This is a genomic window from Halorubrum vacuolatum, from assembly GCF_900188065.1.
Taxonomy (GTDB): Archaea; Halobacteriota; Halobacteria; order Halobacteriales; family Haloferacaceae; genus Halorubrum; species Halorubrum vacuolatum.
The window spans coordinates 1-23,349 of record NZ_FZNQ01000011.1 but is presented as its reverse complement, the minus strand read 5'-3'; the positions used below and the strand labels follow the sequence as shown (position 1 = coordinate 23,349).

Annotated in this window: 20 protein-coding genes and 2 pseudogenes; 13 read left to right on the top strand and 9 right to left on the bottom strand. The window is 63.7% G+C overall.

Annotation, left to right across the window (positions count from 1 at the left end):
- Nucleotides 1-11: 11 nt before the first annotated feature.
- Nucleotides 12-1,049, bottom strand: a complete 1,038-nt coding sequence (locus tag CHB65_RS10830; RefSeq protein ID WP_089385086.1) for an ornithine cyclodeaminase family protein — start codon at nt 1,047-1,049, stop codon at nt 12-14.
- Nucleotides 1,050-1,074: 25 nt separating this feature from the next.
- The gene (locus CHB65_RS10825; RefSeq protein ID WP_089385085.1) at nt 1,075-1,968 is read right to left on the bottom strand and encodes a transcriptional regulator TbsP domain-containing protein; all 894 of its coding nucleotides are present in this window, start codon (nt 1,966-1,968) and stop codon (nt 1,075-1,077) included.
- 155 nt (nt 1,969-2,123) lie between these two features.
- Here CHB65_RS10825 and CHB65_RS10820 point away from each other — a divergent pair, with 155 nt between their 5' ends.
- Nucleotides 2,124-3,182, top strand: a complete 1,059-nt coding sequence (locus CHB65_RS10820; RefSeq protein ID WP_089385084.1) for a carbohydrate kinase family protein — start codon at nt 2,124-2,126, stop codon at nt 3,180-3,182.
- 45 nt (nt 3,183-3,227) lie between these two features.
- A complete protein-coding gene (locus CHB65_RS10815; protein WP_089385083.1) occupies nt 3,228-4,025 on the top strand; it encodes an aldo/keto reductase in 798 nt (265 codons plus the stop codon).
- A gap of 28 nt (nt 4,026-4,053) precedes the next feature.
- Here CHB65_RS10815 and CHB65_RS10810 read toward each other — a convergent pair whose 3' ends face one another.
- A complete protein-coding gene (locus CHB65_RS10810) occupies nt 4,054-4,542 on the bottom strand; it encodes a DoxX family protein (protein WP_089385156.1) in 489 nt (162 codons plus the stop codon).
- Nucleotides 4,543-4,722: 180 nt separating this feature from the next.
- Here CHB65_RS10810 and CHB65_RS10805 point away from each other — a divergent pair, with 180 nt between their 5' ends.
- Nucleotides 4,723-5,169 carry a sensor histidine kinase gene (locus CHB65_RS10805; RefSeq protein WP_179213645.1) on the top strand — a complete coding sequence of 149 codons (447 nt, stop codon included), beginning with the start codon at nt 4,723-4,725 and terminating at the stop codon, nt 5,167-5,169.
- A gap of 46 nt (nt 5,170-5,215) precedes the next feature.
- Here CHB65_RS10805 and CHB65_RS10800 read toward each other — a convergent pair whose 3' ends face one another.
- On the bottom strand, nt 5,216-5,908 hold the full coding sequence (locus CHB65_RS10800) for a DUF1405 domain-containing protein (protein ID WP_089385081.1): 693 nt from the start codon (nt 5,906-5,908) through the stop codon (nt 5,216-5,218).
- Between the two features lie 236 nt (nt 5,909-6,144).
- On the opposite strand from CHB65_RS10800, the pseudogene CHB65_RS10795 reads away from it, so the two are divergent.
- The 7 genes and pseudogenes from CHB65_RS10795 (at nt 6,145) to CHB65_RS10765 (ending at nt 15,255) form a co-directional block, all read left to right on the top strand.
- A pseudogene (locus CHB65_RS10795) lies at nt 6,145-9,643 on the top strand (ATPase, T2SS/T4P/T4SS family).
- A gap of 69 nt (nt 9,644-9,712) precedes the next feature.
- Entirely contained in the window at nt 9,713-11,749 is a 2,037-nt protein-coding gene (locus CHB65_RS10790) for a type II secretion system F family protein (protein ID WP_089385080.1), read from the top strand.
- Complete coding sequence (locus tag CHB65_RS10785; protein ID WP_089385079.1) at nt 11,739-12,269, top strand: DUF7287 family protein; 531 nt, start codon at nt 11,739-11,741, stop codon at nt 12,267-12,269. Before CHB65_RS10790 ends, CHB65_RS10785 begins: the two co-directional genes overlap by 11 nt.
- Nucleotides 12,270-12,271: 2 nt before the next feature.
- Nucleotides 12,272-12,904, top strand: coding sequence for a DUF7288 family protein (locus tag CHB65_RS10780; RefSeq protein ID WP_089385078.1), 633 nt, complete (start codon nt 12,272-12,274; stop codon nt 12,902-12,904).
- Nucleotides 12,892-13,923, top strand: a complete 1,032-nt coding sequence (locus tag CHB65_RS10775) for a DUF7261 family protein (RefSeq protein ID WP_089385077.1) — start codon at nt 12,892-12,894, stop codon at nt 13,921-13,923. The genes CHB65_RS10780 and CHB65_RS10775 overlap by 13 nt, the downstream gene beginning before the upstream one ends.
- Nucleotides 13,916-14,392 carry a DUF7266 family protein gene (locus CHB65_RS10770; protein WP_089385155.1) on the top strand — a complete coding sequence of 159 codons (477 nt, stop codon included), beginning with the start codon at nt 13,916-13,918 and terminating at the stop codon, nt 14,390-14,392. Before CHB65_RS10775 ends, CHB65_RS10770 begins: the two co-directional genes overlap by 8 nt.
- Nucleotides 14,389-15,255, top strand: coding sequence for a DUF7289 family protein (locus tag CHB65_RS10765; protein WP_245809959.1), 867 nt, complete (start codon nt 14,389-14,391; stop codon nt 15,253-15,255). Before CHB65_RS10770 ends, CHB65_RS10765 begins: the two co-directional genes overlap by 4 nt.
- An 88-nt stretch (nt 15,256-15,343) precedes the next feature.
- On the opposite strand, the gene CHB65_RS16930 is transcribed toward CHB65_RS10765, so the two are convergent.
- A complete protein-coding gene (locus tag CHB65_RS16930) occupies nt 15,344-15,499 on the bottom strand; it encodes a rubrerythrin-like domain-containing protein (RefSeq protein ID WP_143420407.1) in 156 nt (51 codons plus the stop codon).
- A gap of 195 nt (nt 15,500-15,694) precedes the next feature.
- Here CHB65_RS16930 and CHB65_RS17455 point away from each other — a divergent pair, with 195 nt between their 5' ends.
- Entirely contained in the window at nt 15,695-15,868 is a 174-nt protein-coding gene (locus tag CHB65_RS17455; RefSeq protein ID WP_179213644.1) for an HEWD family protein, read from the top strand.
- Nucleotides 15,865-16,179 (top strand): divalent-cation tolerance protein CutA, encoded by a 315-nt coding sequence (cutA, locus tag CHB65_RS10760; protein WP_089385076.1) that lies wholly within the window; start codon nt 15,865-15,867, stop codon nt 16,177-16,179. Before CHB65_RS17455 ends, cutA begins: the two co-directional genes overlap by 4 nt.
- A gap of 10 nt (nt 16,180-16,189) precedes the next feature.
- Here cutA and CHB65_RS10755 read toward each other — a convergent pair whose 3' ends face one another.
- The 3 genes and pseudogenes from CHB65_RS10755 to CHB65_RS10745 all read right to left on the bottom strand — a co-directional run bounded on the left by CHB65_RS10755 (nt 16,190) and on the right by CHB65_RS10745 (nt 20,513).
- Complete coding sequence (locus CHB65_RS10755) at nt 16,190-17,992, bottom strand: cation:proton antiporter (RefSeq protein ID WP_089385075.1); 1,803 nt, start codon at nt 17,990-17,992, stop codon at nt 16,190-16,192.
- Complete coding sequence (locus tag CHB65_RS10750) at nt 17,985-19,739, bottom strand: cation:proton antiporter (protein WP_089385074.1); 1,755 nt, start codon at nt 19,737-19,739, stop codon at nt 17,985-17,987. The genes CHB65_RS10755 and CHB65_RS10750 overlap by 8 nt, the downstream gene beginning before the upstream one ends.
- Before the next feature lie 108 nt (nt 19,740-19,847).
- Nucleotides 19,848-20,513, bottom strand: a pseudogene (locus CHB65_RS10745) (SdpI family protein).
- Nucleotides 20,514-20,739: 226 nt separating this feature from the next.
- Here CHB65_RS10745 and CHB65_RS10740 point away from each other — a divergent pair.
- The gene (locus CHB65_RS10740; protein ID WP_089385073.1) at nt 20,740-22,272 is read left to right on the top strand and encodes an MATE family efflux transporter; all 1,533 of its coding nucleotides are present in this window, start codon (nt 20,740-20,742) and stop codon (nt 22,270-22,272) included.
- 55 nt (nt 22,273-22,327) lie between these two features.
- Here the strand turns inward: CHB65_RS10740 and CHB65_RS10735 are convergent, their stop codons facing one another.
- Nucleotides 22,328-23,251 carry a succinylglutamate desuccinylase/aspartoacylase family protein gene (locus CHB65_RS10735; protein WP_245809963.1) on the bottom strand — a complete coding sequence of 308 codons (924 nt, stop codon included), beginning with the start codon at nt 23,249-23,251 and terminating at the stop codon, nt 22,328-22,330.
- Nucleotides 23,252-23,349: the final 98 nt, after the last annotated feature.

Below are 23,349 nucleotides of genomic sequence, written 5' to 3'. Positions count from 1 at the left end.
GTCTATCCGCTTCACCGGCCGTATTCGTCCCCCGATAGCGGAACGTCAGTTCCCACGTTCTCGCGTACCGCCCGTTCGTAGACGTCCTCCGCGGCGACCGCATCCATCACGGCGGTTCCCACGGAGGCAACGACGATCACGTCGGTCTCGCGCTCCCGGCCACGATCGCCCGCCAACACCGAGGCGAACGGCAGGAGATCCGCCGGATCGTGTGTCGGAAAATCGCCGGTCGCCGCGACCTCCTCGGGGACGTCAGCATAGATCGCGGCCGCGCGTTCGACGGTTCGGTCGTCAAGCTCCCGCGTCGTCGCCGTGTAGGCGCCGACCGCGACGACCAGCGCACCGGGCTGGAGGTCCTGCCCATCGAACACCGGTTCGGTAGCCGTCGTCGCGGTGACGATCACGTCGGCGTCGCGGACGGCATCGGCCGCGGACGGGACCGTCTGTGCCCGAATATCGCGGGCACGGAGATCGGCCGCACAGCGCTCCCGCGACTCGCTCGGGGCGTATATTCGGACCGATTCGACCGGGACGGCGGCCGCGATCGCCCGTGTCTGCCACCTCGCCTGCTGGCCCGCGCCGATGACCCCGACGCGCACCGGGCCGTCGACGGCGAGATGGCGGGCAGCAAGCCCGCCGATACAACCCGTTCGCGCGTTCGTGATCCGCGTCCCGTCCATCGTCGCGAGCGGGCGTCCGGTGTCGGCCGCGGTGAGCGTGATGCTGGCGTTGACGGTCGGAAGTCCCCGGGCCGAGTTACCCTCGTGGACGCCGACGATCTTCGTCGCGTACGTGCTCGCGCCGTGGACGTACGCCGACATAACGAGTCCCGTACCGAGCGCGCGGTCGTTCCCGTCGGGAGCGGAACCGTCGTTCCGCCCCCCAGTCTCTTCGAAGTCATCGTCGAGGTCGATCCCGACCGGAAAGTGCGGGCGGGGCGGTCGTTCCACGTCGCCGCGACCCTGTGCCCGCAACCCGTCGGCGACCACGTCAAGGAGCGCTTCGAGGTCCAACACGGCCGCGACATCGTCGTCGGAGAGGACGTACATGAGTGGTGTCTTCGCGGGCGTGACGTTAATCGTCCGGGTCGACGGTGGCGTCCGAGACGTCGAGTCGCTCCCTCGCGACCGACAGCAGCGTCGCCGGTGGATCGTCCGTGTCGACACGTTCATCGAGCACCGTTCCGGGTCGGAGTCGCTGGCGTGGCCGACCGACCGGCTGTGGAACACGTTCGGTGGTGAGGAGTCCGGCATCGACGAGCCGCCGTTTGACCGCCGTGAACGTCGAGGGACTCCCGAGGCCGGCTTCCTCACAGGCCCGTCGGAACTCGTAGTCGTCGACCCCACACCGAGCGGCGGCGAGCGCCGCCCGGTGCCTGGCGTCGAGCGTGTCCTCGTCGGGGTCGGCCCCGGCCGCAAGTACCGCGAGGACGTCCGATGCGACCGACGCACCACAGCGCGCCGTGAACGCCTGGTGGATCCGCCGGCGGCTCGGAACCCTGAGCCGGAAGCGGTCGCTCTCCAGATACCGTGGCTCGTAGCGGTCCCGGAGACGGCTGTCGTTTCCGGCCTCGATCGCATACACCCCAGCCGGCGTCGAAACCAGTACCGTCGTCTCGGTTCGTCCGAGCAGAACCGTGTTCGGCTGGGGGGTGGACAACACCCGAAGCGAGAGCAAGTCACGTTCGAGAAGCGCCGCAACCCGGCCCGCCGGATGGAACCCGTCGGTGATCGCTGTCAGCGTCGACTCACGCGCGAGAACACGGAGCCGAGGGATGTTCGGGTCGGACGGTTCAGGATGACGGGTGTTCGCCGCATCGTGGTCAGTTTCGACCGCCGGGAGCGACGAGCGTAGCGTCTCGACCGTGGACTGAAACAGCGATGGGTCCGGATCGACAAGCAACGGCTCCACATATCGGTCAAATCGGAGGGTCCCCGAGACGAGTTCCAGCGCGGGGATCGTCGCCATCGGTTCATGAGAGCCGATCCAGCCGAATAAGCCTGCGGGTGGGGTCGGCAGTGCCTGGAAGGATGTTGGATGTGGCCGGACCGATGTGGACAGATGGTTGTGGCCGAATAGATCGGACCCAAATCCACTTATCCGATCGCATCGACCGACCGAATATGACACAGATTCTCGTTGCCGGCGAGGCGCTTGTCGACTTTATTCCGGAGACTGAGGGGCCGTTGCCGACTGTCGAGACGTTTCACCGTCGGGCCGGCGGTGCACCCGCCAACGTTGCCGTCGGCCTCGCCCGGCTGGGAACGAGTCCGCTGCTTTGGACGCGGGTCGGCGACGACCCGTTCGGCGAGTTCCTCTGTGAGACGCTCACGGACAATGGCGTCGACGACCGCTACGTGATGCGGGACCCGGACGCGAAGACGTCGCTCGTGTTCGTGGGTCTCGACTCGGATGCGGTGAGTTCTTTCAGCTTCCACCGTGACGACACCGCCGACACCCGCATGGAGCCCGGGACGATACCGGATGGGACGCTTTCCACCGTGAACTGGGTCCATGCTGGCGGGGTGACGCTCACGTCCGGTTCAAGCCGTGAGGCGACCTTTGAACTCCTCGAACGGGCGGGATCACGCGAGGACGTGGTCGTCTCGTTCGATCCGAACGCCCGTCCGGAGCTGTTCGAGGGACACGAGCTTGGAGCGAGCTTCGAACGGGCTTTCAGGAGCGCCGGGGTGGTGAAGACGACGGTGGAGGACCTCCAAGTCGCGGGGCTCGTCCCGTCGGAAACCACGAACGATGACGCAGCCGTCGTCGCCGAGACCGTCTGTGAATACGGGCCGCACACGGCGCTCGTCACGCGCGGTGCCGATGGGTCACTCGTTCGCGCGGAGCCGGAGGCACCGTGGAATCCGACGAACGATCCCCTCGTGGTCGAACACCCCGGCTATTCGGTCGATGCGGTCGATACGACCGGAGCAGGCGACGCCTTCACCGCGGGATCTATCGCCGCACTCTCCGGGGCGATAGGGCCGAATGCGGAATCGAGAACGACGAATGACGGTACGGGAGGGGTCGGCGTCGAGGATGAACCCCATGATCGCCTCCGTGAGACGCTCGCGTTCGCGAACGCGGTGGCGGCCCGGAGTACGACCGGTCGGGGAGCGATGTCGTCGTTGCCGACGCGGGCAGCGGTCGGTTCGTTCCGTGACCGGGCGTCCCGGTGACCCCGAACGGGCCGATTTTTATCCCGTCGGGGAGGACATGTGGGTATGCCATCGCTCACGCTGGAACTGGGGCTCGGAACGTCCGGGCTCGATGACCCGGAGATCTGTGCTGACACGGTCGAAGCCGCGCTCGAGGCGGGATACCGTCACATCGACACCGCACAGATGTACGGCAACGAGGCGGCCGTCGGCGAGGGCCTTCGCGCCAGCGACGTCGATCGCGAGGACGTGGTGATCGCGACGAAGATCCACCACGACAACCTCGCGCCCGAGGACGTCCGGGAAACCGCACACGAGAGCCTCGAACGGTTGGGCCTCGAACGGATCGACCTCCTGTATGTCCACTGGCCGATGGGCGAGTACGACCCCGAGGAGACGCTTCCGGCGTTCGATGCCCTCCATGAGGCGGGTGTAACTGAACACATCGGAGTCTCCAATTTCACTCCCGAACTGTTCCGTGAAGCACGCGAGATCCTCGATGCGCCGATCGCCGCCCATCAGGTCGAGTGTCATCCCCTATTTAAACAGCCCGAACTCCGTGAACTTGCAACGGAGTTCGACCACCACCTCGTCGGCTACTCGCCGCTCGGCCGGGGGGAGATCCTCGATGAGCCGACGCTCGTCGAGGTCGCCGAACGAAACGGAACGAGCACGGCGATCGTCGCGCTCGCCTGGGCGCTCGCGCGGAACGTCGTTCCGATTCCAAAAGCGACCGGGGACCACGTGACCGAAAATCTGGCGGCTTTAGAACTGGAGCTCGATGATGCGGATCTCGCCGCCATCGACGGACTCGTCGACGGCGACCGGAAGATCGATCCCGAGGCGGCCGCCTGGAATCGGTGACGTCACCGGTGGTTATAAAACGGTGGCGCTAGCCGAGGAGGTAGCGCATCCAAGGGTTGTTCTGTACGAATGCCGTCCCCTCCAACGCCCGATCGACACCGAGCAGCCGGCCCGCGCCCCACGCGCCGAGTCCGAACAGCAACAGCATGTAGACGAACGAACTGTCGATGAAGTAGCCGTTCTCGACGGGGAACCCCTCCATCAGCCCACCCTGCCAGGCGGCCGTCCAGAACATCGCCATCTGGATGGCCCCCATAAGCGCCGCAAATCGGAAGAAGACGCCGAAAAGCAGCGCGAGGCCGATGAGGATCTGCCCGAAGATCACGAGCGGGTCGATGATCGTCGAGAAGTTCGCAAACCACAAGAACAGCCCCTGCAGCGGGTTGGCCTCGGGAACGGCGTTCTGAAGGAACCCGGCGGACGACCACGCCAAGGGGTCACCGATCCCGCCGTCGAGCAGCTTCTCCAGGCCGGCTTGGAGAAACACCCACGCCATCACGAGTCGTAACCCGAGCATGGAGTAGGCGAGCCACGTCTCGGAGTAGTTGAACTCGACGGAGCGACCGAAGTTGAGGATGAACAACTCGCCGAGCGGGCGGAGATCCTGCGTCGAAACGCCGAACGGGTCGTCACCCTCGGGGAGAAAGCCAAAGAGATCGAGCAGGTGATCGGTACCCGCAGTGACGAGCGGGAGCAGGTGGATCTGAGCGAGCCGCTTCAAAACGTCGTTTCATGGGCGGCGGCCGAGCATCCGGATGCAGAGATTTCACTCGAGTTCGAAACCGACACCACGGAGACCATCCATGTCAAATCCGATGAAACGATCCAGCGAGCGATCAGGGAACTCATTGAAAACGGCATCCTTCACGGCGGATCACAACCGGAAGTGACGGTTGCGGTCCGGTCTTCGACTGCCGATACCGTCGAAGTCGCCGTGATCGACGGCGGTACCGGGATCCCCGATCACGAATGGGCGGTGATCTCCGGGCAAGAGGAAGTCGACCAGTTGACACATGCGAGCGGCCTCGGCCTGTGGCTCGCTCGGTGGATCACGGAATCGAACGGTGGACAACTAACCCGAAACACGACCGAGGACGGCGAGGAGGTCGTCATCACGTTGCAGGAGGCCGACGGTAGCTCCTGAAGGTGGCATACATCCCTATCCGACGTGTGTGTGCTTCCCGAGACGCCTATTCGACGTGTGTGTCCGCCCCGAGACACGGAAACGATCGGGCCGCGAGCCAGACGGCGAACGCCGTAATGCCGAGCGTCGCCGCCGCGAGCCCGGGCCCAGGCTCGTATAAAAGCGGCGGGTGATAGCCAAACCCGTAGTCGACGATGACGTTGGCGACGCCGAGCCCCGCCGCGAGCGCGAGCGCTCCGGGCGTCGTGTATCCGAAGGCCGGAAACAACAGCGCGAGCGCGACGAAACAGAGGTGGGTTCCGAGAACGCCCCAGTAGTAGATCCACGCGTCCGGCGCGGTGAGATACGCCTCGAACGCGAGGTTCAACGCCACGAGCGGCCACAGCCCGAAGGTGACGAGCCAGACGAACGCGAGCGTATGGAGGTATGCGAGCGGGCGGTTCGCCGGAACGGCGCCCAGATCCTCGCCGGAGCGGACCGTCGGCACGAGCGTCGCGAGCGAGAGCAACCCCAAGCCGACGGCGACCGCCGAGTCCGCATAGAGCAGCCAGAGTATCGGCGGCACGTCCGTGAGTGTGGGGACGTAATAGGCGACCCCGACGAGGAACATGAACGCCGTCAGGACCACGACGACGCCGAGGCTCCGAGGCTCGCCGAGGAGTTCCTCGGCGAAGGCGTCCCTGACCAGACGGCGGACGACGGGGTCGCGGAGGCGACCGATCCGTTCGAGACGACGCACGGTCGGGGTTCGGTCGTCAACGCTATAGAACTCCCGCGATCGGAGCGTGAACCGATCGACGGTCGAGAGCCGAATTGAGGGCCACAGGATCCGATGAAATCGATCGCCCCGGCGTTATCAAATATCAGCATCGGCGGGGAATCTTTTTCACCGGGCACGGTATGGAAGTTACCATGGCTACGAGGGATGCCGAACGCTCGCCCGGCGGGACGGGCGGGAGGGAGTCGTCGGCGTCCATGAGCGACGTGTCCGGAAAGCGTTACACGTGGTGGACGTTTCTCACGGAACACGGACACACTGAGGCCGCCGAGCGGCTGTACCGTGATATCGGAACGGCGCCCGCGGTTCCGGCGTCGGCCGTCAAAGCGACGCTCAATGGAGACACGCTCGAACCGGAGTGGGTCCGCGACGGCACGGAATGGACACGGCCGGACGAGGTGGACGATGGTCGAGGCGCCGATGGCGACGACGGCGTCGGGCGCGACGGGATCGAAAGCCGCGACGATGACACCGACCGCGACGATGACACCGACCGCAACGATGACACCGACCGCAACGATGTCGTCGTCAGCGGCCATGCGGTCGTCGGCTCCGAACGAACCCCCGACGGCGAGGCGATCGGCTCGACGGGTCCGGTCCTCGTCGCGGCCACGGACGTCGGAACCCAGCCCGAACGACCGCCGACGGCGGCGGAGTGGGATCGGATGGCTGTCGATCCGGTCGAGCTTCTCGGCTTTCATCCGGCGGAGACGGAGTCCACGCTCCGATCGGGTGTTCGGACCGCACAGGAGGTGTTCGATCGATGTCGCGACCGTTCCGAGCGGTTCGCGACACCGGTCCGAAAAGGGGAGTACACGTGGGAGGATTATCGCCGCGAGTTCGTCGTCGATGCCGACGAGGAGGGACCGACCGACTCGGAGGATCGATCGGCAGAACTCACCCACGAGGACAAAACGGAGGCGCTCGGCTTCGATCCGAATGAGCTCGTCGACCGACTGGCGAACGGAGCGGGAGCGGCCGAAGCCCTCGGTACGCTGGTCGATGAGCGGACCGTCACCGTCGATCCGGACCTCGATGAGGACGCCTTCTTTTCGACCGTCGACGGCGAGACGACGATCGCCAACCGATATGACCTCGAGAAGGCGGTTCCATCGTCGAAAAAAAACCCATTTCCGCGAAGTCGAGCGCTACTGGGTGAACGAGCCGTACGCGTTCGTGATCGTCTTCCACTCGACGAAGGAGAACGAGCGAAAGTACTACGCGATTCAGCCACATCTGACGCGGATCGAAGCCGACCTCAAGGAGTTTCTAACCGGAAAGCTTCGGACCTCGATCAAATACGCCGACGAGTCGATAGCCGGCGGCGACGAGGAATTTCGTCGGGACATTATCGTCGATGAGACCCGTCGGTTGCTCGCCCGGTATGACCTCTACGAGGAGGGGACCGATCGGGGGATCGCGAACGAGTTGCTCGACTGGCTCGGCGGTCCCGGTGCCGTCGAGGAGCGGATCGGGGTCGATCCGACCGCAGGGCGGCTCGGGCGCATCGCTGACGCGCTCGGCTACCGTCCACCGCGTGAGTCCGGACCGGGACTCTCGGGGATCGCCGCGAGACCGGAGCCGGCGGTGCTCGCGGAGGACGCCGAGACGCTCACCGAATATCAGGTCGAGAAGCTGCTTTATTATCTCGTCCGGGATTTCATCGGGTATGAGCGGATCGATCCGATCAAACACGACATCAACGTAGAGGACATCTCCTGTGACGGCTACAGCTCGCCGGTGTTCGTCTATCACACCGAATACGAACAGATCATCTCGAACATCCACCACGGGACCGACGAACTCGACGATTTCGTCGTCAAGCTTGCACAGCGGTCCGGGAAGGGGATCTCGAAACGTCGGCCGCAGGTCGATGCGACGCTCCCGGACGGCTCCCGCGCACAGCTCACGCTCGGACGGGAGGTGTCGGATCACGGCACGAACTACACCATCCGCCAGTTCAACGACGTTCCCTACACCCCCGTCGATCTGGTCAACTGGCGGACCTTCTCGCTCGATGAGATGGCGTTCCTTTGGCTCTGTATCGAGAACCACAAGAGCCTGATCTTCGCCGGCGGAACCGCCTCCGGGAAGACGACGAGCCTGAACGCCGTCTCGCTGTTTATTCCCTCGAACGCGAAGATCGTCTCCATCGAGGACACCCGGGAGGTCGAACTGCCACAGCGGAACTGGATCGCGAGCGTCACCCGGCCCTCCTTTTCGGACGACGACAAGGGCGACGTCGACGAGTTCGACCTGCTGGAGGCGGCGCTTCGCCAGCGCCCCGACTACATCGTCATGGGTGAGATCCGTGGTGAGGAAGGGAGGACGGCGTTCCAGGTCATGTCGACGGGTCACACCACCTACACGACCTTCCACGCGGATAGCGTCGGGGAGGTGCTCAAGCGGTTCACGACGGACCCGATCAACGTCTCGAAGACGATGTTCACGGCGCTGGATCTGGTGTCCGTCCAGTCGTCAACCCGGGTGCAGGGACGGAAGGTCCGCCGGAACAAGTCGATCACCGAGATCAACCACTACGACGCCGAAAACGACGAAATAAACGTCCAAGACGTCTTCCAGTGGCAAGCTGAGACGGACGAGTTCCTCCGAATGGGTAATTCGAACACCTTGGAGGAGATCATGTTCGACCGGGGATGGAGCCGTGAGACGCTCGATGACGAGCTGCAAAAGCGGCGGGTCGTGCTCGCATACCTGATCGACAGGGGGCTTAACACCTACGCCGAGGTGGCGGCGACGTTCCAGGCGTTCATTAACGACCCGGAGACGATCCTCGCGCTGATAGCGACCGACAAACTGGAGCGATCCCTCGAGGATCTCCGACAGATGGAGTCGGTGCTTATCAACGTCGACCCGGAAAAAGAAGCGCAGGTTCCCCGTCCCGACCCCGACGAGGCGGGCCGTGAGGAGGCAAAAGGGATCCTCGAGGAGGCGGAGGATCTGTTGGAGCAATATCGTGGCGGGACGCCGGATTCGGTCACGGACGCCCTCCTCGAGATCACATCCGCGCCGACGGTCGAGGCCGATCCGGACGGTGAGCACGAGTTGCTTGAGGCAACCGCTCGCGAGGCTGAAACGCGGGACGCCGAGGTGATGGCGACCGCCGCTGATGCGGAGGCTCGGCCCGACTTCGATGCCCTTCCGAACGAAGGGATCGACGTGTTGGAACCCGATCCGATCGCCAGAGCGGAGGACCAGCCGTATCTCGACGTCAGTCGGAAGGAGCCCGACGGACCGGACGATGACGCCGTCTCCGCGACGCCACTTGATCGATCGGCACCGCCCTCGATGGGAGGGTCGAACGATGATCCCTCGAAGCCGAACCGAGCGGTCGATGACGGCGGTCACAAGGACCACCGTGTGGGGACCGACGGCTTCACCGCTGAGACCGATGTCGAGGAACCCGACGGCAGGACCGATGTCGAGGAACCCGACGGCAGGACCGATGTCGAGGAACCCGACGGCAGGACCGATGTCGAGGAACCCGACGGCAGGACCGATACCGATGAACCCGACGGGACGGAGCCGGCCGAAGAGCCTGACGACCGGGATCAGGGATCCGATCCGTCGATCGAAATCGAAGGTGAGAGGAATGAGAAGGATCCGGTCGATAAACGGGAGGCCGGAGGGGAAACGGACGCCGACGGCCGTGAGGTCGACGAGGAAGAACAATGAGCGGAATGCACCACGAGGCATCGACTACGGTGGTGGGGGTGTGGTGATGTTCGCGGCGAGGCGTTCCGTATGAGCCTCACGGAACAGCCCGGCGGCGGAACCGCCGGTGAGGACCTCTTCACCGCGCTGTTTTATCCGGTCTTTCGGTTCCTGTTCGATCCGGACGGTCAGTTCGTCGCCGACGTCGAACGAAAACTCATCGAGGCCCGGATGCCGGACCCCGTCGAGATGTACCTCTCTCGATCGCTCGGGCTCGGCCTGATCGCGGGGATACTTCTCTGGATCGTTGGGACGGTGGGAGGGTACGGCGTGTTCGCGCTCGGGTTTCTCGATCCGGACGTGCTCTCGCTCGGCATCCCCGCGCCGAATCCGGCCACCGCGGAGCTGCTGCGGGCGCTCGTCGTTCCCACGGCGGTGTTTTTAAGCGGTCTCTTCTTCGGAACCGTGGGGTTTCTGTTGGGCTTCGGGAGCCTCCTCGTCATTCCGTACTCCCGGGCGTCCGCACGCGAACGGGAGATAAACCTGCTGCTCGCCGACGCGGTTTCGTTCATGTACGCCCTTTCGGTCGGCGGGCTGAACCAGCTCGAGATCCTGCGGGCGATGGCGAACGCCGAAGACACCTACGGGGAGGTCTCCACGGAGTTCCAGAGCATCATCAACGAGACGGAGTACTTCGGCACCGACTATCGGAGCGCGATCCGCCAGCAGTCGCTTGAAACCCCCTCGGAGGAGCTCTCACAGTTTCTCGCGGATATGCTCTCCATCGTCAACTCCGGGGGCGATATGGAGAGCTTTCTGTCCGACAAGAAGGACAAACACATGCGGACCTCCAAACAGGAACAGGAGATGACCCTGGAGACGCTGGAGCTGTTCGGCGAGATGTATATGACGCTCTCGCTGTTCCCGCTTTTGCTCATCATCATTCTGGTCATTATGGGTATGATGGGCGAATCGGACGAGATGCTGCTGTATGCCACCGTCTACCTGCTCATTCCCCTAACCGGGATCGGCTTCCTCGTGCTCGTCTCGACGGTCAAACAGGACGAACCGGGGACGGGCTATCTCCGCGCCGAGGGCGAGAGCGAACGCTTGGAACAGTCCAGCCAGGAGGGCCTGTTTCATTTCGGGTTGATCGAGGGCTTCGTCGGGGAGTTCACCGTCTTCGAGCGGATCCGGGACCGCGAGGGGACCTACAAGACCAAACAGCTGCTGAGCGCCCCACATCTCTTCTTAAAGGAGAACCCGCTCTACACGATGGCATTTACCGTCCCGGCCGCGCTCGCGCTGCTCGTCATCGCCGTCGCGGCGGACAGCGCGCCCCTCACCGTCGATGGCTGGATCGACCGTCCCGTCTGGTCGGCGTTCATCTGGGTCTACGTACCGGCCTACCTCGTGTTGGTCCCGCTTGCGGTCTTTCACGAGTGGAACCAGCACTCACGTCGTGCGGTCACGGGGACGCTCTCCGAGAACCTCCGGAAGCTCTCCTCGGCGAACGACACCGGACAGACCTTGCTTGAATCGTTGGAGACGGTCGCGGAGACCTCCTCGGGGAAACTCGCCGATGAGTTCGAGGTGATGCACGCGAAGGTCAACTACGGGATGAGCCTCAAGGAGGCGATGATCGAGTTCAACAACCGCTATGCGGTCCCGCGGTTGGCCCGGACGGTAAAACTCATCTCGAAGGCACAGGAGGCCTCCTCACAGATCACGGATGTGTTGACGACGGCCGCACAGGCCTCCGAGAACCAGGACGACATCGAGCGGGAACGTCGTTCACGGACCCGCATGCAGGTGGCGATCATCCTCATGACGTACGTCACGCTGCTCGGCGTGATGGCCATCCTCCAGACGCAGTTCATAGACGTCATGGGCGGGCTCGTCGAGCAGGGCGGCAACGGCGCGGAGGACGCACCCGGGGAGATGGACTTCGGCGGCGGCGTCGACCCGGAGGTCCTCTCGATGCTCTTTTTCCACGCCGTGACGATCCAAGCGGTGCTCTCGGGGTTCATCGCCGGATACATCAGGAACGCCGACGTCCTCTCGGGGGTCAAGTTCGCGGTCTCGTTGATGACGCTCGCGCTCGGGGTGTGGATCTATGTCGGATGAGCGGCCGTGCGGGCACCCACCGGCACGTTCCCGGAGCGGCGCGATCGACCGGGGACAAACCGTCCTCGATTTCGCCATCGGGATGTCCGTCTTCCTGCTCGCGGTGGCGTTCGTCTTCGCGTTCGTGCCGTCACTTTTGGAGCCGTTCGCGACGAACAAGGGTGCGAACACCATCATCGCCGAGCGCGGGGCGGCCCATCTCACCGAGACGTCCCTCTCGGCGGGGAGCGCGCCGGGAGTGCTCTCAACGGCGTGTACGGTCGGTTTCTTCGAGGGGGAAGATCCCAGTGGTGAAGCGTGTGGCTGGACGCACGACGCCGACGCGCTCGAGGAGGAGATCGGCGCGGGCGAGTTCACCTCGGTGAACGTCACCATTACACGAGGTGGTGAGGTCGTAAGCATCGGGAGGGAGTCGCTCGCTGGCGGCGACGATCCGCCGCCGGATGCAAGCATATCGACGGCGAGTCGCATCGTCGACCTCAACGGGGAGACGCACCGTCTCACGGTGCGGGTGTGGTAGCCATGTTCATCGAACACCTTTCAGACCGGGGACAGGCACACACGCTGGAGGCGTTCGTCGCCGCGCTGTTGCTCGTGACGGGATTGATCTTCGCGACGCAGGCGACCGCCGTGACCCCGCTGTCGGCGAGCACGTCGAACCAGCACGTCGAAAATCAGGGGGAGATCGCCGCCGCCGATCTGCTCGCGACGACGAAAGAGCGCGGCGATCTCAAACAGGGACTGCTCGCATGGAACGAAAGCGACCGTGAGTTTACGGGCGCGACCAACGCCGACCACTACTCCGGGTTGATGCCGCAGGATGAACATCCCCTTTCCGACCCGCTCGATGAGGCGTTCGATTCGCGGCAGGTCGCGTTCAATATCGACGTGTACGGGCCCGCCGAGCCCGGCGAAACGCGGGAACGACAGCGACTCGTCAACATGGGCGAGCCGAGCGACAACGCGGCGACGGCAGCGACACGCGTCACGTTATATACCGACGACAGACTCTTCGATCCCGACGGCGACGACCTCGATGGCGCATACAACGGAACACCGCTCGGCGAGTCGGACGCCTTCTTCATCGAGGGAGAGGAGGACGGTCAGCTGCTGTATGCGGTCGTGGAGGTGCGAATTACCGTATGGCAGCTCTGAGGCCGGACACCCACGGCGGGTCGGATGCACGCGGCTGCACCGAGTCGGAGCGCGCCCAACTTATCATCATCACGGGGCTAACCCTCGCGGTCATCCTCGTCGCCGTCGTGTTGCTGTTAAATACCGCCATCTACACCGAGAACCTCGCCACCCGCGGCGTCGATGCCGGCGGCACCGAAGCGACCGAGTTCCGGGAAGGCACCGCGGCCGACGTCACCGGACTCCTCACGCGGGCGAACTGGTCTGCGCCGGATGCGACCGACGACTTCGAAGACGACTTCGACCGGTACGCGGAGACGACGGCCGAACACCGGACCCGTGAGGGCGTACTCGCCCGTATCGATGGCGAGCTGACGGACGGGACGTACATCGCACAGGAGGAGAACCGGACGCTCGATCCGAGCGATGACTATCTCGATAACTCCGGGACTGCCGGCGACGAGTGGACGCTCGTCGAGGATGCGACCCGTACCCGATCATATGTGCTCGATCTGCAGGTCGAGACCGAGCTTGAGAACGTCACTCAGAGGGAATCGGACGCGTTTCGGCTCCACGTCGAGTCCGACGACGGCGACGAGTGGACGCTCTATGTCTATCAACTCGAAAACGAGGACGTGACCGTGATGGTCGAGTCGGAGGATGGAACCGAGTCGTGGACCGGTGACGGCGATGACGTGTCCCTCGATCTCACCGGCGGAACGATCGACGGAGAACGGGAGGAGCCGCTCGCGTGGGCCGCGGGCGTCGAGGACGACGCGGACGATCTGACCGGTCGGACGACGTATACGATCAGCTACGCGAACGGCGACACGGTGTCCGGGACCTACGAGTTCATCCTCGACACGCCCGACCCGGCCGCGGAGGCCGGGCCGGACGAGCCGCTCTATGACGACCCGACTGCCGGGTCGCCGTACGCCGTCGAAGCGGTCTACGACGTCAATCTCGAGATGCGTCACCACACGCCGGAACTCCGGTATGAGGATCAGGTTCGGGTCGCCCCGGGTGAGCGCGATGCGTGATCGTCGCCGGGCGTCGTTCGATACACGGCGGGAGGAACGCGCCGTCTCGGTCACCGTCGGCTACGTCCTCACGCTCACTATCGCTACCCTCCTCCTGTCAGGGCTGTTTATCGCCGGGGGCTCGTTCGTGCAGGGGGAACGCGAGCAGGCGATCCACGGGGAAATGACCGTGATCGGCGAACGCGTCGCCGCCGATATCATGACCGTCGATCGGCTCGCGAGCGACTCGGGGGATGCCGAAGAGCTCACGGCGACGCGAACCGCCGAATTCCCCCCACGGGTCTCCGGTGACGACTACACGGTCGAGATCGACGCGGGATCGCAGGTGGTCATTTTGACGCATCCACGGAGCGACGTGAGCGTCGAGGTGCCGTATCGGGCAACCAATGACGTGGAGCCGACGACGGTCGGCGGTGGCGACCTCATCATCCGATGGGATGACGATAGAATCGAGGTGATCGAGACGTGAACGGTCCGAAACGCGAAGCTGGTCGAGGTGTGAACGGCTCGGGACGGAACGACTCGTCGGGTTTCACATCCATCCGTACCGATCCAGGGACAACCGGGGAGTCGCGTGCCGTCAGCGAGACCCTCGGGTTCGTCCTCGTGTTCGCGCTCGTCACCACGACCATCGCCGTGACGTTCACCTTCGGGCTCGGCGGCTTGGAGGACGCCCAACTCGCCGAACGCGACACCAACGTGGAGCGGGCCTTCGACGTCATGCATGACAACCTGCGGGATATCTCACGCGACGGCGTGCCGAGCCGGGCGACCGAGATCCGGCTTGCCGGCGGCACCCTCACGCTTGAAGAGCGGACGGAGATCCGCTTCAATGGAACGGGGTGGGCGGAAGATGGCGAGTACGTCGAACGTACCAGACCGATCGTCTATCGCGGGGCTGGTGACTCGGCGGTCGCCTACGAGAACGGCGCGGTGCTGGTGACCGACGGCGATCACGGCACGGTCCTCAACGGTCCCGACCTGCTCGTCAACGACGACGGAATCATCGTCTCGGTGATTCGGATCGGCGGCGTGAGCCGCTCGATCGCGGGCGATCGAACCGTGTTGGTGGTTGGATCGAACGCCGATCGCGAGGTGGTCGACCGACCGCGGGACACAGAGGAGGTAACGATGGAGATCGACTCCCCGCGGGCGTCCGTCTGGGAGCGGCATTACGAGGAGCTCGCGGCGGAACACTCGCAGATCCGTCTGGACGACGGCGACACCCCGGAGTGTGAGGGTGACGGTGACGTCACGGTATGTTTCGAGCCGGGGTCGGACGCGGAGTTCCTCATTCATCAGACCACGATCAGGATCGAGTTCACCGACTGATGGACGGCCGACGACCGCCGTCGCCCGAAACGGCCGGCCTCGTCACCCCTCGACCGACCTGGCGGCATTTTGGTTTCCCGCGTCTTCGTCACTCGCGCGGGACCGCGATGTTCCGAACCGCGCCGCCACACTCGGGACAGCGCTCCACTCGGTCATCCGAACGCAACCGGAACGAACACAGACGACACTCGTAGTACCCCGTCGAGGGACTGTACGGATCGATCGATGTGAGGTTCCGTGTCATGGGGGGAGATTACATACAAACGAATATAAGTCCCGCCCTGATATTGAACATCTATGTTTATACCAATTATATTTTTGATCGTTTGATTCTAGCTGAATATGTGGACAAACGATAGGCAGTACGGCAAGAACATCCCGACCGAGCCGCCAAGCGGTCAGGACACGCTTATATATCTCGCTGGTCCTGCATACACCTATGGGCGTGCGTATCACCCCCCCAACCGAGCGGACCTGTGAGCGATGTGGGCGGAGCGAACGATGGGATGACGCCGTTGAAGGGTGGCGGATCGATGAGGACGCCGGCCAAATCTACTGCCTCCACGAGTGGGACATCAACGGGACCTTCGTCCCGATAACGGAGCGCCCGTGACGACCGTCTACGTCACCGCTCCGGAGGGGGACGCCGACGAACTCGCCGAAACCCTCGTCGAACGGCGTCTCGCCGCCTGCGTCAACGTCGTTGACTGCGAGTCGACCTACCGCTGGGACGGCGCGGTCCACAGCGAATCGGAGCGGATACTGCTTATCAAGACGACCGCCGACGCCTACCCGGCTCTACGGGAAGCGATCGAGGAGCTCCACCCGCACGACGTCCCGTGTATCGAGCGATTCAAGGAGTCTGACGTACCCGAAGCGTTCGCCGACTGGGTCGCCTCGAACGTCTCGGCTGTTGACAGCTGAATCACGACCGTTACACTTCGGAATCGTCAGTCTGTGTGGGCAGGTCCGTACTGGACGGGTGGGGCGCTGTGTCCCCGACGCCAAGCGCTTCGAGCCCGACCGAACGGATCTCCTCGGGCCCATACGTCCCATCTAAAAGCCCTTCAAGGCGGGAGGCGAGCTGATCGGCCGCAAGCAAGTCCGGCACGATGACATAGGTCGCACCGCGTTCGAGGAGTTCGGCAGCCATCGGCAGCTCTCGGGTCCGGACGATCACGTCGACGGTGTCGCTCAGCGAGAGGAAGTAGTCCGTCAGCGCCGGCAGCTCGGCCGTCGAGATGATGAGGCGTGCGCGATCGTAGTTCGCCACCTCAACCGTCTCCGGTTCGATCGCATCGCCGAGCACGTATGCCGCACACTCATCACGGAGGGCAGAGAGCGCCTGTGGGTTGTTCTCGATCACGACGTACGGCTGATCGATCTCCTCACAGAACTGTGCGAGCCGTCGGCCCTGTCGACCGTAGCCGACGATGACGACGTGGTCCGTGATCCCTTCGGGAACGGTGTGCCAGTCGTCGACGTTGTGATACGGTCGCCCGAGCCACCCCCGATCGAGCATCGCCCGATAGATGTCTTCTGCATACGTCTGTGTGAGGTTCGAAAGCAGCATCGACACCGCGGCCGCGAGGATAATCGCCTCGAACACCGGCTCGATCAACAACCCGAGGATGAGCGCCTCGATAGCGACGATGATACTGAATTCGCCGACGTGGTCCATATCGAGCCCCGCGACCGTCGCGGAGCGCCGATCGTAGCCGTTGTACACGAGCAACGCCACCGTGACGATCGGTTTGACGATAACCGTCAAGACGACAAGCCCGAACGCGAGGGCGGCAACGGGCAGGAACGGCGAGAGCGTCTCGGCCGGGGTGGCGATGACGGCTCCCGGCGCGGGAAGCGTCACCAGCGCACCGACGGTCGCAAAGAAGATCGCGACGAAGAACTGTCGGATCGAAGTCAGCCCGTTGAAGACCTCCGAGTAGGTGACCGGGTTGTCCCTGACGGCGAGGCCGGCGGCGAACGCGCCGACGACGATAGACGTCTCGAGGAACTCCGCCGCCGCGAGGAAGACGATCAACAGCGCGACGATGCTGATGAGCATCGATTCATCGGAGCCGCCGGTGAGCAGCTCGATGACCCCGAAGAAGTATCGATTCACGATCACCGCCGCCGCAAAGAGGATCACGCCGTATCCGAGCTGTGTCGCGATCGGTTCCAGCGTGAAGACGCCGGCGCTCACAACGAGCAAAATGATCACTGCCAGCAGGTCGTTGAACGAGTCGATCTCGGCGGAGAGATAGTCGTGAACGATGTCCGACTGTCCCTTCGCGAACAGCGCGGTGCCGACGATCGTCGAGGAGAGCGCCGCCGCGATCCCGACGAACAGCGCCTGTTCGATCCCCAACGTCCCCTCGAAGCCGACGTTAGCGAGGAGGCCCAGTTCCAGTGTGATCCCGATCCCGAGCGCGAAAACGACACCCAGCGCCCCCAACACGAGTGCCTGAACGATCGCCACCACTTCCGTATCGGAAACGGTCGTACGGACCCGCTCCGTGTGGATCTGTACGCTGAACGCGAAGATCAGGAACGCGATCCCGAGCCGAGCGAGTTCGAGCATGAGCTCCTCATCGATGATTCCGAGTTGGCCGACGATCAATCCCGCGAGGATGAGCGAGGGGACGACCGAAAGGCGTAAGCTTCGGGCAATGAGCAGGAGCGGTCCGATGATCACGAACAGGATCGCGAGCGCTGTGAGCAGCGAGACGTCAGTCATTATCCTCACCTCCGCGGTCTTTCATCTCCGGAAACAGCAGTCCGCTTTCCAACAGCTCCATGTCCGCAGCGACCGCCCGCTCGAACGTCGAGCGATCCGAGAAATAGGCACGGAGGTACTCGATGAACTGCACGACGCTCAGCTGTGGGGCCATGATGACGTAGTCGGCACCGAGGTCGTAGAGCCGATCGGCCTGCTCCGTCGTGGCGGCCTCGACGAACACGGTCGTCTCCTCGCTCGCCTCCTCTAAGAGGATCTCGTTGATCTCGAGTTGGACCGACGAGGAGAAGATGAAATCGGCGTAGGCGACGCCGGCATCCTTTCGGATCTTCGCGTACTTGAAGTCGCCGAAGAGCGCCTCGTAACCCGCCCCCTCGACCGCCTTGATGTGTTCGACGTTGCGGTCGACGACGACGATGTCGTCGTACTGTGCTTCGAGGATACGGATCGCCCGGCGGGTGATCTCGTCGTAGCCGATCACGAGCACGTGGTTTTTGTGGTCCGTACCGGCCGGCTTGACGGGATCGGACTGTTCGAACCGCGTGAGGTACGGTTCGACCCGCTCGAAAAGCTGCTGGTTGTACTGGATGAAATACACCGAGACGCTCATCGTCATGAGCGCCACGAGTGTAATGAATCCGAGCTCTTCGGTGCCGATAAACGGCGGGTCGCTCTCGGCGGCGGCGACGGCGACGACGATCCCGAACTCGCTCACCTGGAGCATCCCCACGCTGCCGAGGAACGTCGTTTCGAGGTCGAACCGTTGCCAGTTCAACAGCGCGAAGAAGACGACGAACTTGGCGATCATCAGCGCCACGGCGACGACAATCGCCTCCTGCCAGTATGCGAGGAGATCCGCGGCCTCGAAATCCAGCGCGACGGAGACGAAAAAGACCATCACGAACAGGTCCGTGAGCGGGTTGACCCGGCCCTGAAGGTCCTTGCTGTAGGGTAGCTGTGCGATGGCGAGTCCGGCGAGGAACGCCCCCATCTCGACGGAGAGGTACGCCTCGATGCCCACGGGAGCCAACAACACGTCGACCTGATCGGAGACGAGCACGAAGATGAAGAGCCACGAGATGGCGACGAGGAAAAACAACGTCGTATCCTCGGCAATCCGCCTGAAAAGCGACGGTAACAGGTATCTGGAGGCGGCGATCGCGGCGGCCGTCGTGGCCGTAACGAGCACCAACACGATCCCGAGCGAGGTCGCGACGTCGCCGATACCTTCCGGGCGGCCCGCGGCCAACACGGCGAGGATGATGACGACGACGATGTCCTGTGCGAGGAGGATGCCGACGTCGATCTTGCCGTGTAACGAGGTCGCTTCGCCCTTGTCGTTGAGCATCTTGATCACGACTGCGGTCGAGCTGTACATGACCGCCAAGCCGATGATCACCGATTGTTCGAACGTGAACGGCAGGAGGGCGGCCAGGCCGAAGCCGATCAGCCCGATCGCCGCCATCTGTGGGATCGATATCTTCACGATCGGGGCGATGAGATGACGGATCTCGCTGATCCGCATCTTGATCCCGAGTAAGAACAACAGAAACGCGAGACCGAGTTCCGCCATCGCCTCCGTAATGAGGCTCGGTTCGACGATTCCCACCCCAACCGGACCGATCACGACGCCCGTGAGGATGTAGCCGATGATGGTCGGCTGGCCGAGTCTAACCGCGAGGATGCCGGCGAACGCGGCGGCCACGAGGATGATCGCCACGTCGCTTGCGAGCCCGACTTCGACCATTCACGTGTTCACCGTTCACATCCTTTTTTGGGGCGCATCAAAAACACCTCGGGTCAGTCCACCCGGGCGGAGTTTTGTCCGAGACCGGCCTCCAATGCTTGTACGCGGCTACGCCGATCCCGAATTCGTCCCTTCGCTCTCCAGTTGCTGATAGACGTAATATGAGTAGGCAATGGTGATCACCACCGTCGCCAGTAATGGAATGACAAGCAAGTAGATTGCATACTCGTTCGCGAAGGCGCCGATCGCCGCGAGAACAGCTGTCAGCTTGAACAGTTTCGCGCCAAGCGCATGAGTTCGGTCCCACACCACCTCGCTGGTGAGCGTCCACGGCGTCCGGATCCCGACGAACCAGTTCTGTTTCGCCTTCGAGAGCAGCACCCCGCAGTAATAAAAGAGGCCGGCGATACCAATCAGGATCAGCGAGATCATGTCAAATTCATAGCCGAGGTTGAACGCGAGAATGCCGACATGAATAGCAGCGAGGAAGGCCGTGAAGATGACGATGAACCAGTCATATTCGGCGCGGAACGCCTCGATGTTCCCACGAAGCGGATCGATTCGGGGAATAAGCGCGAACAGCGCGAGCAATCCCGCACTAACCGCCGGTATCGCCCAGAGTGCAGTCTCCCTCGGCATCGTGCCACTCGGCTCGCCTGCAGCGTTTCAGTGTGAGACGACGTGATCGGGCAACTCAGGGGCTGCAATGACGCTCACGATCGCTGAAACAACGACCAATCCAACGGCGATTCCAAATCGTGCCTGCGTGTTCATTCTTCACCGTCTCGTCGTCGGTTCGATCGTCGTGAATTGGTGTCTATCGGACGACCCAGTTGCTCTCTCGCAACCGGTGAATATGCGTCGCATCACGGTCTAGGGTGGAGTCTGTCGTATATAAACACCACTTCGAGAAACGTGTGCACAAAGCACGCCTGTCGCGGCGGCCGATGCACAGTCGATCGCAATCGATATACTCACCTTGACTGAACGTTCAGTCAGGATGGATGCAGCGGGATCAGAGGGGAAGCGAACGGACCGTTCGGTGAACGTCACCGACGGGGCCCTTTTTAAACCCCTGATGATCCTCTCGACGCCGATCGTCCTCTCACAGCTCCTCCAGGTCGGATACAACCTCGCGGACACCTTCTGGGTCGGCCAGCTCGGCGGTGACCCGGTCGCCGCGCTCTCGTACTCCTGGGCCATCGTCTTTCTGATGGTGAGCGTCGGCGGTGGGTTCACTGTCGCCGGAACCGTGCTCGTCGCCCAATACAAGGGTGCCGCGGACTTCACGAAGTCGAACCACGTCGCCGGGCAGACCCTCTCGTTCGTGACGCTCATCTCGGTCGCCGTCGCGATCCTCGGCTACGTCCTGTCGCCGACGCTCATCTCGCTCGTCGGGGCGACCCCCGGAACCCCACCGTTCGAGATGGCGGTGAGTTACACGCGGATCATCTTCATCGGCATCTCGTTTATGTTCTGGTTTTTCATCTTCGATGCGCTCTCGCGCGGCTGGGGAGACACGCGGACGCCGCTGTATCTCATGTTTATAAGCGTCATGCTCAACGTCGCCATCGACCCGATCCTCATCCTGGGCTTCGAGGACAACCCGCTTTTCATCTGGCTCGGGCTGGAATCGCTTGAAGCGACCCTGTTCGAGGCGACCGGTTTCGCGGGCTACGGGGTCGCTGGGGCCGCCATCGCAACGGTGTTCTCACGCGGGCTCGCGGCGGTGGTCGGTCTGTACCTGCTGTTTGACGGACGGGTCGGACTCGAACTCACCGTCCATGACCTCCGGCTGGAGACGGGGACGGTTCGACAGATCCTCGATATCGGCGCGCCCATCGCGGCCGAACAGGGGCTTCGGGCCGGTGGCATCGCCGCGCTCACCGTGATCATCGCGCTCGCCGGCGACGACGCGGTCGCCGCCTACGGGATCGTCAACCGTCTCTCATCGCTGATGTTCCTCCCGGCGCTCGGGCTCGCCCGTGGGACCGAAACCGTCGTCGGCCAGAACCTCGGGGCGGGCCACGTCGATCGGGCGAGACGGACGATATATATGAGCACGGCCATCGTCGTCGCCGCCTTCGCCGCCGTCATCGCCGCGGCATACCCCTTCGCCGAGGGGATCGTCGCGATCTTCCTCGATGTCGATGCAGGTGGGAGCGTCGCGACTGGCGACGTGATCGGGATCGGTGCCCAGTACATCCGGATCGCCGGCCCGGCATACGTGTTCTTGGGGGTCTTTCAGATCGTCCTCGGCGGGATCCGGGGAAGCGGCAGCACCCGCACGGCGATGGTGCTCTCGACGACCGAACTCTGGGTGTTCCGCATCCCGATCGGTTTCGTCCTCCTCGCCGTCGTCGGAATGGGCGTGGTCGGCGTCTGGTACGCCGTCGCCATCTCCTATGTCGGCGCAGCGATCATCACGGTCGCGTGGTTCCTCCGCGGGACGTGGACCGAAAACGTCGTGACCGATACCGCCGCGCCGGAGGGCGTCGTGACCGAAACGGCGGATGCCGAACGAGCGGAGTGAGCGACCGATCCCGACGGGATGATGGCCGGTAGGATCAGGGCGGGAGGATGCCGGATCAGGCCCAGGGTTCCTCCGTGAACTCGCCCGTCTCGATCTCGCGTTCGATCTCCGCGAGGGTCTCGCCGTCGACGCCGACGAGGTGACAGAGCGGGTGCCCGGGCGCGGCGACCGGATTCTGGAGGACGCCGACGAGCAGGCCCGTAAACGGCGCCCTGACGACGGTCTCCTCCCGGGAGAAGTGATCGGAAATCCGGCAGACTGCGTCGCCCTCATAGACAAGCGGATGATCATATCGCATGTCGACGAGGCCGCCGCGGTCGGCACGGAGCCACGTTTTCTCCTTTGCGGAGTCGATCACCCGCCGCCAGCCGGGCCAGTCGACCGACTCGCCGGGCAACACGCCGAGTTCGGCGAGCACGGACTCGACGCCGTCGAGGGCGCGCTTGATGAGCGGCGGCTGGAACCGGTGGGCCTTCCCCATCTCGATGGTGATCGTGGGCGTGCCGTTCCGCGTCGCGACCGACCGAAGGCTGCCGGGGTCGGCCTCCCCGCTCAGGATGAGGTTCGCCCCGAACGCCCGCGCGATCCGGTTCACCTCCGGATCCGTCATGTCGGCCCGTGCATGATACATCGTCGTGCGGTTCCGCGTCGAGGTATGAAAATCGAGGCCGTAATCGCAGGGTTCGATGAACCGTTTATATACCGCGTTCGCGATCCGCTCGGCCGTGTTCGAACGCTCCTTCCCCGGAAACGACCGATTCAGGTCCTGGTCGTAGATGGGGATATAGCGCTGCTGTGCGAGATAGCCGGGGACGTTGACCACGTGTAACAACACGAGCGTCCCGGCGATCTCGGCCGGATCGTACCGGGCTGCGGCCTCCTGTAACACCTTGACGCCGTTGAGTTCATCGCCGTGTAACGCCGCGGTCTTGACATCCTCCCCGCGCTGAAGCGCGAGGATTCCCGAGCGTTGGGATATTAAGGTTTGCAACCCGCCTGTTCGTTCGGTGCGAAACGCCCCGAGGTTTGGTTGAACAAGTAGGCTACTGGCCTTGCCAAACGACCGTTACTCATATC

Coding starts and splice junctions, on each gene's coding strand:
- CHB65_RS10830 (WP_089385086.1), bottom strand. CDS start 1,049: ATGTACGTCCTCTCCGACGACGATGTCGCGGCCGTGTTGGACCTCGAA.
- CHB65_RS10825 (WP_089385085.1), bottom strand. CDS start 1,968: ATGGCGACGATCCCCGCGCTGGAACTCGTCTCGGGGACCCTCCGATTT.
- CHB65_RS10820 (WP_089385084.1), top strand. CDS start 2,124: ATGACACAGATTCTCGTTGCCGGCGAGGCGCTTGTCGACTTTATTCCG.
- CHB65_RS10815 (WP_089385083.1), top strand. CDS start 3,228: ATGCCATCGCTCACGCTGGAACTGGGGCTCGGAACGTCCGGGCTCGAT.
- CHB65_RS10810 (WP_089385156.1), bottom strand. CDS start 4,542: ATGCTCGGGTTACGACTCGTGATGGCGTGGGTGTTTCTCCAAGCCGGC.
- CHB65_RS10790 (WP_089385080.1), top strand. CDS start 9,713: ATGAGCCTCACGGAACAGCCCGGCGGCGGAACCGCCGGTGAGGACCTC.
- CHB65_RS10785 (WP_089385079.1), top strand. CDS start 11,739: ATGTCGGATGAGCGGCCGTGCGGGCACCCACCGGCACGTTCCCGGAGC.
- CHB65_RS10780 (WP_089385078.1), top strand. CDS start 12,272: ATGTTCATCGAACACCTTTCAGACCGGGGACAGGCACACACGCTGGAG.
- CHB65_RS10775 (WP_089385077.1), top strand. CDS start 12,892: ATGGCAGCTCTGAGGCCGGACACCCACGGCGGGTCGGATGCACGCGGC.
- CHB65_RS10770 (WP_089385155.1), top strand. CDS start 13,916: ATGCGTGATCGTCGCCGGGCGTCGTTCGATACACGGCGGGAGGAACGC.
- CHB65_RS16930 (WP_143420407.1), bottom strand. CDS start 15,499: ATGACACGGAACCTCACATCGATCGATCCGTACAGTCCCTCGACGGGG.
- CHB65_RS17455 (WP_179213644.1), top strand. CDS start 15,695: ATGGGCGTGCGTATCACCCCCCCAACCGAGCGGACCTGTGAGCGATGT.
- CHB65_RS10755 (WP_089385075.1), bottom strand. CDS start 17,992: ATGACTGACGTCTCGCTGCTCACAGCGCTCGCGATCCTGTTCGTGATC.
- CHB65_RS10750 (WP_089385074.1), bottom strand. CDS start 19,739: ATGGTCGAAGTCGGGCTCGCAAGCGACGTGGCGATCATCCTCGTGGCC.
- CHB65_RS10740 (WP_089385073.1), top strand. CDS start 20,740: ATGGATGCAGCGGGATCAGAGGGGAAGCGAACGGACCGTTCGGTGAAC.